This is a genomic window from Micromonospora phytophila, from assembly GCF_023656545.1.
GTDB classification, from domain to species: Bacteria; Actinomycetota; Actinomycetes; order Mycobacteriales; family Micromonosporaceae; genus Micromonospora; species Micromonospora phytophila.
Genome location: NZ_JAMOKF010000110.1, coordinates 1 through 15067, shown reverse-complemented (window position 1 = coordinate 15067; position 15067 = coordinate 1). Strand labels below are relative to the sequence as shown.

The following is a 15067-nucleotide window of genomic DNA, read 5'->3' as shown; positions in this document are numbered from 1 at the left end:
CCGGGGTGGCCGTCCCGCCCGAGGTCCCGCCGGGCGGAGCGGGTTCCCCGGCCGGGGCGTGGGTCGGTCGGCCGCCCGGGGCGACGGGCGGCTGGCCGTCCGGGGGCGTCGGGTCGGCGGGTACGCGATCGGCAGGCTGCGCGGGTTCCACCCGACCATCTTCCCGCACCGCCCGACCGGTCGTATCCGGGCCATCACCGCCCCGGCACCGCGTCGGCTCGGCCATCGTGTGAGGATCAGCGACAAAGCCGGCAGCGGCGACGCGCACCCTGCCGGTCCACCCCGCACCGTCGCGAGGAGGAGCCGTCATGACGAACACCAGAACCCGGATCCCACAGGATCTCGACCGCAACCTCGCCCTCGACCTGGTCCGGGTGACCGAGGCGGCGGCCATGGCCGCCGGCCGCTGGGTCGGCCGGGGCGACAAGGAGGGCGGCGACGGGGCAGCCGTCGACGCCATGCGCAAGCTGATCAACTCGATCCAGATGCGGGGCGTCGTGGTGATCGGCGAGGGCGAGAAGGACAACGCCCCGATGCTGTTCAACGGCGAGGAGGTCGGCGACGGCACCGGTCCGGAGGTGGACGTGGCCGTCGACCCGGTCGACGGCACCACGCTGATGAGCAAGGGCATGCCCAACGCCCTGGCGGTGCTCGCCGTCTCCGAACGGGGCGCGATGTTCGACCCGAGCGCGGTCTTCTACATGGAGAAGCTCGCGGTCGGCCCCGCGTACGCCGACGTGATCGACATCGACGCCGGGCCGGCGGAGAACATCCGCCGCATCGCCCAGGTCAAGGGGACCGACGTCGCCGAGGTGACCGTCTGCGTCCTGGACCGGTCCCGCCACGAGGATCTGGTCAAGCAGATCCGCCGCACCGGGGCCGGGATCCGGTTCATCTCCGACGGGGACATCGCCGGCTCGATCGCGGCGGCCCGGGGCGAGTCGGACGTCGACGTGCTGATGGGCATCGGGGGCACCCCCGAGGGGATCATCTCCGCCTGCGCGCTGAAGTGCATGGGCGGGGCGATGCAGGCCAAGCTCTGGCCCCGCGACGACGAGGAGCGGGAGAAGGCGCTCGCGGCCGGGCACGACCTGGACCGGGTGCTCGGCACCGACGACCTCGTCACCGGGGACAACTGCTTCTTCGTGGCGACCGGGGTCACCTCCGGCGACCTGCTGCGCGGCGTGCGCTACAAGGCCGGCGGGGCGTACACCCAGTCGATCGTGATGCGCTCGAAGAGCGGCACGATCCGGGTGATCGACTCGTACCACCGGCTGGAGAAGCTGGCTCTCTACTCGGCGGTGGACTTCGACGGTCGTCCCCTGGCCGAACAGGAGTGAGCGTCGCCGGGACGACGGCCCCACCGACCCCGTCGGCGGCCCGCCGGATCACCGGCGTCGGGCTCGCGACGGCCTCCGGGGTCGCCGTGGCCGTGCAGTCCCGGATCAACGGCGAGCTGGGCGTACGCCTGGCCGACGGGATCGCCGCGGCGGTGGTCTCGTTCGGGTTGGGCCTGCTGGTGCTGCTGGTGCTGGTCCCCGCCACCCCCGGTGGGCGGCGGGGCCTGGTCGCCCTGCGCGGCGCGCTCACGGCCGGCACGCTGCGGCCGTGGCAGTGCCTGGGCGGGATCTGCGGGGCGTTCCTGGTGGCCACCCAGGGGCTCACCATCGGCGCCCTCGGTGTGGCCGTCTTCACGGTGGCGGTGGTCGCCGGCCAGTCCGGCAGCAGCCTGGCCGTCGACCGGGCCGGGGTGGGCCCGATGGGTCGGCAGGCCGTCACCGCCGGGCGGTTGGCCGGCGCGGCCCTGACCGTGGTCGCGGTCCTGCTGGCGGTCGGCGATCGCCTCGGCGACCCCCGGACGCTGGCCCTGGCCGCGCTGCCGCTGCTGGCCGGGGTCGGCATCGCCTGGCAGCAGGCGGTGAACGGCCGGGTGCGGATGGCCGCCGGCAGCGCGCTCACCGCCACGCTGGTCAACTTCACCGTCGGCACGCTGGCCCTGCTCGTCACCTTCGCCGTCGACCTGGCCGTACGCGGACGCCCGGCCGGGGCGCTGCCGGGCGAGCCCGTTCTCTACCTGGGCGGCCCGATCGGGATCGTGTTCATCGCGATCGCCGCCGCGATCGTCCGCTTCACCGGCGTGCTGCTGCTCGGCCTGGCCACCATCGCCGGTCAGGTCGTCGGGGCCGTACTGCTGGACATGCTGCTGCCCACGGCGGCCTCGCGCCCCGGCCCGACCACCCTGCTCGGCGCGGCCCTCACCATGGTCGCGGTCCTCCTCGCCGCCCTCTCCAGCCCGGGCCCCGCTCGGCCCGCCCGCCCGGCCCGTTGACCGCCTCCCGCTGAGCGGACGCCCCGGCCGTGCCGGCCGGGCGAGCGGCGGACGGCGGACGGCGGACGGCGGACGATCACGGAACCTGCGAGAGGCCCGGACGGGGCGCCGGCGCGCGGAGGGCCGCGAGGGTCTCGGTGAGAGCGTCGTCGACCGGGGTCGGTTCGATGCCGAAGGTCGTGGTGGCCGCGGCGGAGTCCAGCACGAACGGGCGGTCGAACTGGTAGGTCATCTCCCGAATCTCCTTCGCGATCGGGTCGAACAGCCCACCGAGCCAGAGCACCGGCCCGGGCATCCGGGTCAGCTTCGGTTCGGGCGCCCCGGCCAGGGTCGCCGCCCGGGCGGCCAGCTCACGGACCGACACCGCCGGTGCGGTCGGCACGTGCCAGGCCCGCCCCCAGCCGCGCTCGTCGCCGGCCACGGTGACCAGGGTCCGGGCCACGTCACCCACGTACGTCCAGCTGTGCGGGGCGTCCAGGTCGACCGGTGCCAGCGCACGGCGCCCGGCCAGCACCCGGGGCAGCACGAGCAGGGTCACCACCGACTGGGCGCCGGCGCCCAGGTAGTCGGCGCCGCGCACCTCGGTGACCCGGACGCGCCCCGCCCGGTGCGCGGCGAGCGCGTCCTGCCACATCCGGACCCGCACCCGGCCCTTAACGCTGCTCGGGCGCAGCGGCGTCGCCTCGCTCATCGGGCCGTCGACCGGCCCGTACCCGTAGAGGTTGCCGACCGTGGCGAGCACCGCCCCGGTGCTCTCGGCGGCGGTCAGCAGGGCGGCGGCCAGCGGGGGCCAGTCGGTGGTCCACCGGTGGTAGGCGGGGTTGGCGCAGTTGTACAGCACCGCCGCGCCGGTGGTCAGCGCAATGAGGCGGTCGGCGTCGGTCGCGTCCGCGGCGACCCGCTCGATGGCCGGGTGCTCCGGGCCACCGCCGCCGCGGGTCACCAGGCGGACCCGTTCGCCCCGGTCGGCGAGGAGCAGGGCGGTGGCGGTGCCGACGGGCCCGGCGCCGACGATCACGTGCAGTGCCATCAGGAGTCACCTTCCATAGCAGCGATACTTTCCGAGAGCACCGCTCTCGCTCCGTCAGGATGCACCGCGGCACGCGGCTCCGTCAAGAGCACTGCTCTCGGTTTTGATCTGCGCTCTTCCCGTGGCAGGGTGAGGCCATGCCCGCATCCTCGATCCGCGCCCGGGTCCGCGCCGAGATGATCGACGAGATCAAGGCGGTGGCCCGGCGACACCTCGCCACCGACGGCGCCAACCTCTCCCTCCGGGCGGTCGCCCGGGACATGGGCATGGTGTCGTCGGCGATCTACCGCTACTTCCCGAGCCGGGACGAGCTGCTCACCGCGCTGATCATCGAGGCGTACGACTCGCTCGGTGACGCGGTGGAGGCGGCCGACGCCGACTGCGAGCGCCTCGACCTGCGCGGACGCTGGCACGCGACGTGCCGGGCGGCCCGGGACTGGGCGCTCGCCCACCCCGCCGAGTACGCCCTGCTCTACGGCAGCCCGGTGCCCGGCTACGCCGCCCCGGACGACACCATCGGGCCCGCCCAGCGGCCACCGCTGACCCTGGTCGGCATCCTCCGCGACGGGCTCGAAGCCGGCCGGATCGACCCGCCGCCGGGCACCGAACCGGCCGAGCCGCTCCGGGACGACCTCGCCGACCTCGCCCAGGCGTTCTTCCCCAGCCTGACCGGGGCGCTGCTCGCCCGGGGCATGGCCGGCTGGACCCAGCTCTTCGGACTGATCAGCTTCGAGCTCTTCGGCCGGCTCAACCGGACCCTGCCGCACCGCGACGCCTACTTCGACCACCAGACCGCCCTGATGGCGGACCTGATCGGCCTGCCACCGGCGGAGTGAGACCGCCGGCCCGGCTCACCGGGGCGGCACACCGGGACGCGGCGGCACCGCAACGGGCAGCGGCGGCCAGGGCGGCTCCGCCGGACCGCGGGGCTCGGCACGGGGTTCAACCAGCCGCACCGCCCGCCACCCCAGCGCCAGGCCCGGCACGGCGGCCAGGAACGCCGCCGGCACCGCCACCTCGACGTACGCGGGCCGGCCGTACAGCCAACCGACCAGCGGCAGGGCGGCCAGCGCCAGGGTCAGGGCGGCGGCCAGGAACGCCTCGAAGGTCCACCGCCCCGACGCACCCCGCCACCAAGCCGGCACCAGGGCGAGCGTCACTGCGCCGACGAGGACCGGCACGAGCGTCACGAGGCCCAGCTCCGACAGCCCTAACTGCCGGGCCCACACGGCGGCGAGCAGCGACATCGCCACCGCGACGAGGCCGGCCAGGACGACCGCGAGCCACCGGCCGACACCGGCCCGCAGCGCGGCCCGGGCACCCGCGACGACGAGCGTCGCCACAGCCAGCGTGAACCCCAGGAGCAGGGCCAGGAGCGGATCAGCACCCCGGTCGGCGGGCGTGCTCCGACCGAGCTCCGGCGGACGGCCGCCGAACGGGTGTTCGGCCACCTCCTTGCCGGCGAAGCCGATCCGACGCCAGGACCCGTCCGGGTCACGGACGGCGAACCCGTCCCGACCGTTGGCGACCAGCACCACGTGCCGGCCGTTTCCGACATCCAACACGGCCAGCTCCTGCGTCGCGACCCGAGCCCCGTCCCCGGCGCCCGGGTACTGCCGAACCAGGACGGCCCGCTGCTCCTCGGTCACCTCCCAGGCCAGGCGCCAGTTCTGCCCGGCGTCGTCGCTCTGCTCCACCCGGATCTTCCCGGCCACGAGGCGGTAGCAGCGCCCGGGGACGGCGACGGAACAGCTCCGGCTGACCGGGCCGGCCACCGGGCCCAGCGCGCCCACCAGCGCCTCGGTCTCGGCCGCGGTCGGGTCTCGCCACGTCGCACCGGCGTCGTCGCTGACCCGCCAGCCGTACGCGTCGGAGGCGTAACTGTCGCCGCTGTGGCCGATGCCGGCGACCAGCCGGCCGTCGAGCACCGCCGCCCCGGCGCCGTCGGGGTAGGGCACCGGACTGGTGGCCGCCACCGCGACCGTCGCCGCGGGCAGCAGCACCAGCAGCCGGACCAGCCGGGCCGACCGGTGCCGCACCGGGTCCCGACGGGCCCGCGACCAGCACCACCCGGCGAGAGCCAGCGCCGGCAGGGCGATCAGATCGGTACGGTCCGCCCGGACCAGCGACGGTCCACTGACGGCGGTCCAGAGCGCCGAGGCGCCGGCGGCGGCGTACCCGCTGGACTTGACGGCCGTGAACCCCGCGGCGGTCAGACCGAATCCGACCACGACGGCGGTGCTGGCCCGCAGTCGCGGCGCCACCAGGGTGAGCAGCACCGCGACCAGCGGCGGGGCGAGCACCAGACCGGCGACGTCGCTGAGCTTGCCGGTCACCGACCCGGGGAAGGCCGCCTTGAGCAGGTGGTCGTTGACCACGAGCAGGACCAGCGCGCCCACCGTCACCGGGTGCGCCAGCCAGGCCAGGGTCACCCGCGCGCCGTCGGGGGAAGGGGGCGGAACGCTCATCGGCACACGGTCGCAGCGGCGGGTCTCGATCCGGCGACAACCGGGGCGGTATCCGGCGTCGGTCCGCCTCAGGTGCCGTCAGAGGAGTGGCCGGGGAAGAGGTGGGCGCTCGGGTCGATCGCCACCGCCGCGTTGTTCACCGCCGTGGCCGCCTCGCCGAAGCCGGTGGCGATCAGCCGCACCTTGCCCGGGTACTCGGTGATGTCGCCGGCGGCGAAGACCCGGGGCAGGTTCGTCGCCATCGCGCTGTCGACCACGATGTGCCGGCGGTCCAGGCGCAGCCCCCACTCGGCCAGCGGGCCGAGGTCGGCGGTGAAGCCGAGAGCGGCGACCACCGTGTCGACCGGCAGCAGCTCCGCCGCGCCGCCGCGTACGGTGATCTCCGCCCCGGTGACGACGCCGTCGCCGTGCAGCCGGGTGACCTCGGCGTTGACCACCACCCGCACCGGCAGCTCCAGCACCCGGGCGACGGTGCCCGCGTGCGCCCGGAACTTCTCCCGGCGGTGCACCAGGGTCACCGAACGGGCCAGCGGCTGGAGGGTCGACGCCCAGTCGAACGCGGAGTCGCCCCCGCCGACGATCAGCACGTCCCGCCCGGCCAGCTCGGCCGGCTGCGGCACGAAGTAGACGATCCCGGCGCCGACGAAATGCTCCGCCACCGGCAGCGGGCGCGGCGTGAAGCTGCCCAGCCCACCGGTGACGAGCACCGCCCCGCAGCTGAGCTGCTCACCCCCGGCGAGACCGAGCACCGGCCGGTCGTCGGCGTACGAGAGCTTCTCGGCGCGGGTGCCGAGCAGGTAGAGCGGGTCGAACGGCGCGGCCTGGGCGACGAGGTTGGCCACCAGGTCCCGCCCCTTGACCGCCGGGAAGCCCGCCACGTCGTGGATCAGCTTCTCCGGGTACATGGCGGTGATCTGGCCGCCGGGCTCGGGCAGCGCGTCGAGGACCGCGACGGAGAGCCCGCGGAACCCCGCGTAGTACGCCGCGAAGAGCCCGGCCGGGCCGGCCCCGATCACCGCGACATCGACCTCGCGCATGGGCGTACCGTCGCTTTCCCCTCACGGATCAACGCGTGCTGATCCCGACGGTAGGGCCGGCGGTGCCCCCGGGCAAGCGGTTCCCACCGACCGCGCGGCACCGGCGGCTCGGGCCGGCGCGGCGGCGCTCAGGGCAGGGTGAGGGTGGGCTCCGGCCGGTACGGGCCGTCGAGGTCCCGCCGACGACGCCGGAAGATGATCGCGGCGACCACCCCGCCGAGCAGCCCGAACAGGTGCCCCTGCCAGGAGATCCGCTCGTCGGTCGGGAGGATGCCCACCAGTTGCCAGCCGTAGAGCAGTCCGACCAGCAGGAAGACCGCGAAGTTCCACCAGCTCCGCTCGACGATGCCCCGGGTGAGCAGGATGCCCAGGTAGCCGAAGATGACGCCGCTGGCGCCGACCACCACCGAGTTGGACGATCCGGTGAACCACACGCCCAGCCCGCTGACCAGGACGATGACGAGCGTCGACCAGAGGAACCGGCGGGCACCGGCGGCCAGCACGAAGGTGCCGAGCAGGATCAGCGGGATGCTGTTGCTGTAGAGGTGGTCGAAGCCGTGGTGCAGGAACGGCGAGAAGAAGACCCCGTCGAGCCCGGCGATGCGCTGCGGGATGATCCCGGCGGCGGCGTCCAGGCCGGCCGCCAGCCCCTGGTCGACGGCTTCGATGAGGAAGAGGAACGGCACCACCGCGCACATGGCGACGAAGGCCCGGCCGAGCGCGGCGTAGAACGCCTCGGTGCCGAACCGGTGCGGGTCGCCGCCGGGCGGGAGCAGGGTCACCCGTCAAGAGCTATCAGGTGTGGGCGCCAGCCGCCACTTCTGGAGCTGCCCGGAACGGCAGGGGCGGGGTGTGTGGAGGCCCACCCACCCCGCCACCGACCGTCGATCAGTACCAGCCCACGTCCTGGGAGTGCGCCCAGGCCTTGCAGGGCGTGCCGTACCGGCCCTTGATGTAGCCGAGACCCCAGGTGATCTGGGTCGCCGGGTTGGTCTGCCAGTCGTCGGCGACCGAGCCCATCTTGCTGCCCGGCAGCGCCTGCGGGATCCCGTACGCCCCCGAGGAGGTGTTGCGGGCCTTGTGGTTCCAGCCGCTCTCCTTGGTCCAGAGCTTGTCCAGGCACGGGAACTGGTCGATCGCGAAGCCCGCCTTGAGCATCAGCGCGCAACCGACCTCGCGGTTGCCGCTGTACTCCGCGCAGGAGGCCGGGATCGGCCCGTCGTACGGCTTGCTCTCGGCGGTCTTCTCGGCCGCCTCCTTGGCGGCGGCCTCCCGGGCCTTCTTGCGCGACGCGGCGGCGGCCTCGGCCTGACGGGCCCGCGCGGCGGCCTCCTTGGCGGCGGCGGCGGCACGGAGCTTCGCCTGGTACTCGGCGGCCCGCTGCTTCGCGGACTGCAACTGGTGGGCGGCCTGCCGTTCGCGCTGGTAGTCGAACTCGGCCTGCTGGACGGCGACGCCGACCTGCGCGGTGAGGCCCTCCTGCTGGGTCTGTCGGTCTTCGCCCAGATAAAAACCGCCGGCGACGCCTACGGAGAGCAGCGCGACAGCGGCCGTGCGGGCGCCGAACCGGCTCCAGAGCCGACTCACGAAGTGGTCCCTTCGTCGGGGGCAAGGACACGGCACGGAGCCACGCTCCGGTCGGGGGAGGATCCGCGCCGTGAGCGCCCCGACCCGGTGCCGGTCGCAGCCGACGCACCGGCGTCCGTTGATGGCGCGCGTCCTGTGACGAACGATCACCAACGATCTTTCCGGTGCGTGGGCGCTCGTGGGACACCATCGCGCACAGTGAGGCTGATGGGAAACCAACAGCCACATTTGTGACCTGGGCCACAAAAAGAATGCGGACGAAGTCCTACATAAGGGTCGTCAGCGCGGGATGTCCTCCAAGAGATCCGTCACCATCGCGGCGATCGGAGATCGCTCCGAACGGCTGAGAGTGACGTGGGCGAAGAGCGGATGACCCTTCAGCGCCTCGATCACCGCGGTCACCCCGTCGTGCCGGCCGACCCGGAGATTGTCCCGCTGGGCCACGTCGTGGGTGAGCACCACCCGGGAGCCCTGACCGATCCGCGAGAGCACCGTCAGCAGCACGCCGCGCTCCAGGGACTGCGCCTCGTCCACGATCACGAAGGCGTCGTGCAGACTCCGGCCCCGGATGTGGGTCAGCGGCAGCACCTCGAGGATGCCCCGGGAGGTGACCTCGTCCAGCACGTTCTCGTGCACCACCGCGCCGAGGGTGTCGAAGACCGCCTGGGCCCAGGGCGACATCTTCTCCGACTCGGAACCCGGCAGGTAGCCCAACTCCTGACCGCCGACCGCGTACAGGGGGCGGAAGACGATCACCTTCTTGTGCCGGCGGCGCTCCATCACCGCCTCCAACCCGGCGCAGAGGGCGAGCGCCGACTTGCCGGTGCCGGCCCGGCCGCCCATCGAGACGATCCCGATCGACTCGTCCAGCAGCAGGTCGAGGGCGATCCGCTGCTCGGCCGAGCGGCCGTGCAGCCCGAACGCCTCCCGGTCGCCGCGGACCAGTCGTACGGTCTTGTCGGGCAGCACCCGCCCCAGCGCCGAACCCCGGGCCGAGTGCAGCACCAGGCCGGTGTGACAGGGCAGCCCGGCGGCGGCGTCCACGTCGAGCGTCTCCCCGGCGTAGAGCCGGCCGATCTGCTCCTCCCCCAGCTCCAGCTCGGACATCCCGGTCCACGTGGGGTCGCTGGCCTGACCGTGCCGGTACTCGTCGGCCCGCAGGCCCACCGAGGCGGCCTTGACCCGCAGCGGCATGTCCTTGCTGACCAGGGTGACCTCCCGCCCCTCGGCGGCGAGGTTCAGCGCCACGGAGAGGATGCGGGCGTCGTTGGACTCGTTGCGGAATCCCGGCGGCAGCACCCCGTCGTCGGAGTGGTTCAGCTCCACCCGCAGCGTGCCGCCCAGGTCGTTGGCGGGCACCGGGCGGTCCAGCCGTCCGTGCGTGATCCGCAACTCGTCGAGCATGCGCAGGGACTGCCGGGCGAACCAGCCCAGCTCGGGATGGTGCCGCTTGCCCTCCAACTCGGAGATGACCACGAGGGGCAGGACCACCTCGTGCTCGGCGAACCGGTGGAAGGCCGCCGGATCGGAGAGGAGCACCGACGTGTCCAGGACGAAGGCCTGGCCGGCTGGTCGGGGCTCCTCGGTGCCGACCGGAGCGGCGGCCGCGGCGCGGCGGCTCCGGGTGGCGCGGCGGGTCGTGGCAGTCGCGGCCGGAATCTGATCGGCACCGGCGGTCGTACGGCGAGTCGTCACAGGCCTGCTCCGACGGATGGGCACCCGCCACCCGTGTTCCGCCTCCTCCGGTGCCCGGGGACACGGGGTCGGATGCGGAACCCCGTGCGCGAGGTCGCAGATCCGGGCGGACCGGCTGGCCCGGGAGAACCCCGTGCCATGCCTAGACGCTAGCCGCGCCGGACCGTCCGGGCTAGAGGGTGATCGTGGATCCGCGGAGGCCACCGTGTGAACAGGCCGGATCGGCGGCGGAACCGGCCGGGATGCATGCCCCCTGCGCGCATCCCGGCCGGCGGGACCACCGTCACCGGTCTGACGTGGTCCCGACGGTGCGTGTCCGCCGCGGACGACGCACCGTGCCATGGGTACCGGTCGGCGGGGCCTCGGGTTCCCCGCCGACCGGGATCAGCCCGTCCGCCGGACGAGGGTGCCGGTCGGGTGCCGCCCGGTGACCGGAGCGGCCGGCGCCGCGAACGACGAGCCGGTGTAGGTGGTGCCGGGGCGGACCACGGTGCCGGCCACCGGGGCGATGCTCGGCGGCGGGCCGGCCAGCGCGGAGGCAATGGCCGCCTGGGCGTCGCGGCGGCGCCGGTTCCAGGCGCCCCGGTCGCCGTCGAAGTAGCCCTGGCGGTAGCCGAACCGGTAACCGATCCGGTAGCTGAGCTGGCCGTGCAACCGGCCGGCCGCATAGCTGGTCGAACCGAGAACGAGGACGAGGAAGACCACGAGGAAGGGACTCATCCGGCGGCTCCGCCACGCCGCGGGCGCCGGGCGGTCATCGTTCCTCCGGCTCGACCGAGCTGGGGTCGGCGACCAGGAGCCGGTCCAGGTCGTCCGTGCTGACCTCTTCGACCAGCTCGACGCTGATCCGGCAGCCGTCCAGGACGACCTCGGCCACCGAGGAACGACGGATCTCACCGCCGGCGTCGTACACCCGGACACTGAGTTCGGGGCAGCCGAGGTGGGTCCGCCAGGCGTTCCACTCGGCACGGTCACCGACGCTGAGCGACAGATAACGGCACCCTCGGGCCAGGTAGACGCGCCAGGGCGCGCTGAGGCCGGCGGCCACCCCCTCCGCGATCAGGCCGAAGGCCTGGGCACGGGTGGCGAGTTCGGTCACCGCACCCCCCTCGCGCCGGGGGCGTGACGCATGTGAGCACTGAACGTCTCAAGCACGTGACACACCGTAGATTGTCCCATGGGCGTGACAGTATCAGCTTTTCGTCCGCTTACCTCCGCACCTACGGGCATCTATTCTGCCCAGGTGACGCCCCCCAGAAGCGATGCCGGATCGTTTACCGGCAATCCGGAAGACCTGTCACGTTTGCGTGACATCAGCGTGCCAGGACACCCACCGGCGGCCGGCTGGCCGTACCGTCACCACGTGACCGAGACGGCCAACGCGCGCAAGATCGCCTTCGCCACCTTCGTCCGCCGGGCGCTCGACGAGGCGCGGGCGACCCGGGCCTGGAGCGGCACCGAGGTCTCCCGGCGCACGGGAGTCTCCCGGCAGACCATCAACCGGTGGGTACGCGGCGACTGGGCCAGCGACCCCGAGGCCGAACGCGTGGTCGCGTTCTGCGAGGGCCTCGGCCTCAACCCCGCGGTCGCCTTCGCCGCCCTGGGCTGGGACCGGACGGCCGCACCCCGCAGCACCCCCACCGCGCCCCCGATGGACCCCGACGTGGAGGCCCTGCTGCGCCGGCTGGTTGACCCCGCAGTCTCCGACGTGGAGAAGTTCCACATCCGGGAGACCATCCGTTATCTCGCATACCGCCCGACCCTGCCGGTCGATGTCCGAAAACGAGGGAAGCAGGCCGGCTAGTTCTCAGATGGCGAAAGAACGCCAGGTCAGACTCATCCGTTTCGCTCCGGGGCCGGAACGGGCGCGCTAGCGTCCGTATTCGTACTGCTTGGGCTCGTCATCGGCGGGGGGACGGGACAAGGCCGAACCCAGCCCTGCGGGACAGAAGGAGGGGTCTGTCCATGACCCTGAAATGGTTGGCAATCGTCATCGCCACCGTGTCGATGACACTGTGCGTGACCGGGAACGTGGTGACCCTGGCGGTCAACGGCGGGCAGCTTCCCCTGCTCGTCAACCTCCTCGCGATCACCACCGCCGGCACCGCGGTCGTCCTGGCCGTGGTCGCCGAGCTGCACGACCGGCTCGACAACCGGGTCAGCGCGCTCACCGAGTTCCTGGTGGCCCGGCTGAGGGAGATCGAGGAACGCACCGGCGACCGGAACACCGGGTTCGTGGAGGGTTACCTGCTCAACCACGGCCAGGAGGCGGCCATCGTGCCGTTCGGGCGCCGGGGACGTGGAGCCGCCGAACGCTGACCAGACACGCCCACCCTCCGCGCCGTCCGGACGTCGTCCGGACGTCCCGTCACGGCTGGGAATGAGCCACCACAACCGGGGTACGCTGTCGCGCGTGCCGCCGTTGAATCTGGGCAACCAGCAGCCGATGACCCCGTTGAACGCCGACCAGGCCTGGCGTACGACCGCCGGGCGGGCGGCCGGGACCGTGCTCTTCTTCGACTTCGACGGCACCCTGGCGCCGGTCGACGACGATCCGACCGCGGTACAACCCGCGCCGAAGGTGCTCGCCGCGATCGAGGCGCTCGCGCCGGTCGTGCGCCGCGTCGCGATCGTCTCCGCGCGCCCGGTGGAGTTCCTCCGTGACCACCTCGGCGGGCTCACCGGCGTCGACCTGTACGGCCTCTACGGCCTGGAGCACAGCCACTCCGGCGGGGAGACGGTGACCGAGCCGGCGGCCCTGCCCTGGGTCCCCACCATGGCCGAGCTGGCCGACCTGGCCCGCGCCGAGCTGCCCCCGGGCACGCTGGTCGAGTACAAGCGGCTCTCGGTGGCGCTGCACTGGCGTACCGCGCCGCAGCTCGGCACGACCGTCGAGGAGTGGGGCCGGGCCCAGGCCGAGCGGCTCGGGCTCAGGATGCAGGCCGGGCGGATGGTGCTGGAACTCAAGCCCCCGGTCGACCGGGACAAGGGCATGGTGATCGACGAGGTGGTCCGGGACGCCCAGGGCGCCTGGTACTTCGGCGACGACGTCTCCGACATCAAGGCGTTCGCGGCGCTGCGCTCCCGGGCGGCCGCCGACCCGCACTTCTTCGGCGTCTGCGTGGCCGTGGCGAACCCGGAGACCGGGCACGAGGTGGCGGAGGCCGCCGACCTCACCATCGACTCCCCGGCCGCCCTCGGCGACTTCCTCACCGAGGCCCTCCCCCACCTCACCTGACCACCGCAGGCCCGGACGGGCCCTCCGGCCCACGGTCAGGGGCGAAGCGCCGCCGATTCGGTGATCGACCCGCCACGAGCCCGCGCGGGGACGCGCCGGGGAGTCAGGCGCCGTAGCGGCGCTGGCGGTTGGCGTACGAGCGGAGGGCGCGGAGGAAGTCGATGTGCCGGAAGTCCGGCCAGTTCAGCTCGCAGAAGTAGAACTCGGAGTGCGCCGACTGCCAGAGCATGAAGCCGGAGAGGCGCTGCTCGCCGCTGGTGCGGATGACCAGGTCGGGATCGGGCTGGCCGCGGGTGTAGAGGTGCTCGGCGATGTGCTCGACGTCCAGCACCTCGGCCAGCTCCTCGAGGGTGCGGCCGGCGGCGGCGTGCTCCAGCAGCAGCGAGCGCACCGCGTCGGTGATCTCCCGCCGACCGCCGTAGCCCACCGCGATGTTGACCTCCGCGCCGCCGCTGCGGTCCCGGGTGCGCTCCTCGGCCGCCTTGAGCGCGGCGGCGGTCTGCGCCGGCAGCAGGTCGAGCGCGCCGACCATGCGCAGCCGCCAGGGGTTGCCCTCCTCGGCCAGCTCGACCACCAGGTCCTCGATGATCTGGAGCAGCGGGTCCAGCTCGCTGGCCGGCCGGCGGAGGTTGTCGGTGGCCAGCAGGTAGAGCGTGACGTGCCCGATGCCGGCCTGGTCGCACCAGCCCAGCACGTGCTTGATCTTGGCGGCGCCCACCCGGTGCCCGTCGTTCGGGTCGACGAAGCCCATTTCCCGGGCCCACCTGCGATTGCCGTCACACATCACGCCCACGTGCCGGGGCACCGGCTTACCGGCGAGCTTCGCCGTGAGCCGGCGCTCGTACACGGAGTAGATCAGGTCCCGCAGAGTCATCACCTTGCAGCGTAGCGACCTGCCCGGCGGATCACCGCCTCGGAGCCCGATCCCGTCGCACGAGTCCGATGCCGATCGTCCCCAGCGTCCGGGCGTCGAGCCGCCCGTCACCCAGCCCCAACTCGACCACCGAGCGGTAGACCCGGTCGTCCCGGCCGGCCGCGCGGACCGCCGCGTCGACCACCTGCCGGTGTCGGGCCAGCCAGGCCGCGACCGAGCTGTGCCGCAGGTGGGTACCGAGCCGACGGCGCAGCGCGGCGGCGTACCGCCGGCCGGCCTGCTCCGGTGATCCTGCGGCCGCCGCGCCGGCGAGCGCGCCGGAGAGCAGGGCGTAGAAGATCCCCTCGCCGGTGAACGGATTGATCAGCGAGAGCGCGTCCCCCGCGAGCACCACCCGGCCGCGCCCGGGCGACGGCCGGTGCGTCGACAGCGGCAGGTGGTGGGCCCGCAAGTCGGTCACCGTCGCCGGGTCGTGGCCGGGCAGCAGCGCGCCGAGCCGGTCGACCAGGTGCGCCCGGGTCAGCGGCTCACCCCGCAACACCTCCCCGTACCCGACGTTCGCCCGACCGTCGCCGATCGGAAACGACCAGGCGTACGCCGGCCAGCGCGCCCCCGAGGTGACGATGAGCTGTTCGGGCGGGCCGGGCAGCGCCGGCGCGTACCCCCGGATGGCCAGCGCCAGGTGGCGGTCCGGGTTCACCCGGTGCCCGAGCGCCCGCCGGACGACGGACCCGGCGCCGTCCGCGCCGACCACCGCGCGGGCGGCCAACTCGCCGTCGAGCACCACCCGGTCGGCCCTCACCTCGACC

16 protein-coding genes are annotated in these 15067 nt (G+C 73.6%); 6 read left to right on the top strand and 10 right to left on the bottom strand.

The features are described from left to right. Positions 1-308 precede the first annotated feature (308 nt). A complete protein-coding gene (gene glpX, locus NCC78_RS15470; RefSeq protein WP_250795231.1) occupies positions 309-1340 on the top strand; it encodes a class II fructose-bisphosphatase in 1032 nt (343 codons plus the stop codon). Further along, positions 1337-2329, top strand: a complete 993-nt coding sequence (locus tag NCC78_RS15465; RefSeq protein WP_250795230.1) for a DMT family transporter — start codon at positions 1337-1339, stop codon at positions 2327-2329. The genes glpX and NCC78_RS15465 overlap by 4 nt, the downstream gene beginning before the upstream one ends. A gap of 76 nt (positions 2330-2405) precedes the next feature. Here NCC78_RS15465 and NCC78_RS15460 read toward each other — a convergent pair whose 3' ends face one another. Next, on the bottom strand, positions 2406-3359 hold the full coding sequence (locus NCC78_RS15460; protein ID WP_250795229.1) for an NAD-dependent epimerase/dehydratase family protein: 954 nt from the start codon (positions 3357-3359) through the stop codon (positions 2406-2408). 137 nt (positions 3360-3496) lie between these two features. Here NCC78_RS15460 and NCC78_RS15455 point away from each other — a divergent pair, with 137 nt between their 5' ends. Continuing rightward, positions 3497-4195, top strand: a complete 699-nt coding sequence (locus NCC78_RS15455) for a TetR/AcrR family transcriptional regulator (protein ID WP_250795228.1) — start codon at positions 3497-3499, stop codon at positions 4193-4195. Between the two features lie 15 nt (positions 4196-4210). On the opposite strand, the gene NCC78_RS15450 is transcribed toward NCC78_RS15455, so the two are convergent. From NCC78_RS15450 to NCC78_RS15420, 7 genes are all read right to left on the bottom strand, one after another. Further along, on the bottom strand, positions 4211-5827 hold the full coding sequence (locus tag NCC78_RS15450) for a hypothetical protein (protein WP_250795227.1): 1617 nt from the start codon (positions 5825-5827) through the stop codon (positions 4211-4213). Between the two features lie 68 nt (positions 5828-5895). Next, complete coding sequence (locus tag NCC78_RS15445; protein ID WP_250795226.1) at positions 5896-6864, bottom strand: NAD(P)/FAD-dependent oxidoreductase; 969 nt, start codon at positions 6862-6864, stop codon at positions 5896-5898. 128 nt (positions 6865-6992) lie between these two features. Further along, positions 6993-7646 carry a rhomboid family intramembrane serine protease gene (locus NCC78_RS15440; protein WP_250795225.1) on the bottom strand — a complete coding sequence of 218 codons (654 nt, stop codon included), beginning with the start codon at positions 7644-7646 and terminating at the stop codon, positions 6993-6995. A 106-nt stretch (positions 7647-7752) separates the two neighbouring features. Further along, complete coding sequence (locus tag NCC78_RS15435; RefSeq protein WP_250795224.1) at positions 7753-8451, bottom strand: aggregation-promoting factor C-terminal-like domain-containing protein; 699 nt, start codon at positions 8449-8451, stop codon at positions 7753-7755. A gap of 279 nt (positions 8452-8730) precedes the next feature. Beyond that, positions 8731-10146, bottom strand: a complete 1416-nt coding sequence (gene phoH2 / locus NCC78_RS15430) for an RNA 5'-3' helicase PhoH2 (protein WP_250795223.1) — start codon at positions 10144-10146, stop codon at positions 8731-8733. Positions 10147-10530: 384 nt separating this feature from the next. Then, positions 10531-10866, bottom strand: coding sequence for a hypothetical protein (locus NCC78_RS15425; RefSeq protein ID WP_250795222.1), 336 nt, complete (start codon positions 10864-10866; stop codon positions 10531-10533). A 34-nt stretch (positions 10867-10900) separates the two neighbouring features. Continuing rightward, positions 10901-11245: a hypothetical protein gene (locus NCC78_RS15420; protein ID WP_250795221.1), complete on the bottom strand. Its 345-nt coding sequence runs from the start codon at positions 11243-11245 to the stop codon at positions 10901-10903. 264 nt (positions 11246-11509) lie between these two features. Here NCC78_RS15420 and NCC78_RS15415 point away from each other — a divergent pair, with 264 nt between their 5' ends. From NCC78_RS15415 to otsB, 3 genes are all read left to right on the top strand, one after another. Then, positions 11510-11950, top strand: a complete 441-nt coding sequence (locus NCC78_RS15415) for an XRE family transcriptional regulator (RefSeq protein ID WP_250795220.1) — start codon at positions 11510-11512, stop codon at positions 11948-11950. Between the two features lie 161 nt (positions 11951-12111). After that, positions 12112-12465, top strand: coding sequence for a hypothetical protein (locus NCC78_RS15410; protein ID WP_250795219.1), 354 nt, complete (start codon positions 12112-12114; stop codon positions 12463-12465). 94 nt (positions 12466-12559) lie between these two features. After that, positions 12560-13384 carry a trehalose-phosphatase gene (otsB, locus tag NCC78_RS15405; RefSeq protein ID WP_250795218.1) on the top strand — a complete coding sequence of 275 codons (825 nt, stop codon included), beginning with the start codon at positions 12560-12562 and terminating at the stop codon, positions 13382-13384. A 103-nt stretch (positions 13385-13487) separates the two neighbouring features. Here otsB and NCC78_RS15400 read toward each other — a convergent pair whose 3' ends face one another. Further along, on the bottom strand, positions 13488-14258 hold the full coding sequence (locus tag NCC78_RS15400; RefSeq protein ID WP_250795217.1) for an isoprenyl transferase: 771 nt from the start codon (positions 14256-14258) through the stop codon (positions 13488-13490). Between the two features lie 31 nt (positions 14259-14289). Next, positions 14290-15067: geranylgeranyl reductase family protein (locus tag NCC78_RS15395; protein WP_250795216.1), on the bottom strand; the 778-nt coding region annotated here is incomplete at its 5' end.

Excerpts from the sequence above, each read along its gene's own strand:
- glpX (WP_250795231.1), top strand. The coding sequence starts at position 309 with ATGACGAACACCAGAACCCGGATCCCACAGGATCTCGACCGCAACCTC.
- NCC78_RS15460 (WP_250795229.1), bottom strand. The coding sequence starts at position 3,359 with ATGGCACTGCACGTGATCGTCGGCGCCGGGCCCGTCGGCACCGCCACC.
- NCC78_RS15455 (WP_250795228.1), top strand. The coding sequence starts at position 3,497 with ATGCCCGCATCCTCGATCCGCGCCCGGGTCCGCGCCGAGATGATCGAC.
- NCC78_RS15450 (WP_250795227.1), bottom strand. The coding sequence starts at position 5,827 with ATGAGCGTTCCGCCCCCTTCCCCCGACGGCGCGCGGGTGACCCTGGCC.
- NCC78_RS15445 (WP_250795226.1), bottom strand. The coding sequence starts at position 6,864 with ATGCGCGAGGTCGATGTCGCGGTGATCGGGGCCGGCCCGGCCGGGCTC.
- NCC78_RS15425 (WP_250795222.1), bottom strand. The coding sequence starts at position 10,866 with ATGAGTCCCTTCCTCGTGGTCTTCCTCGTCCTCGTTCTCGGTTCGACC.
- NCC78_RS15410 (WP_250795219.1), top strand. The coding sequence starts at position 12,112 with ATGACCCTGAAATGGTTGGCAATCGTCATCGCCACCGTGTCGATGACA.
- NCC78_RS15400 (WP_250795217.1), bottom strand. The coding sequence starts at position 14,258 with ATGACTCTGCGGGACCTGATCTACTCCGTGTACGAGCGCCGGCTCACG.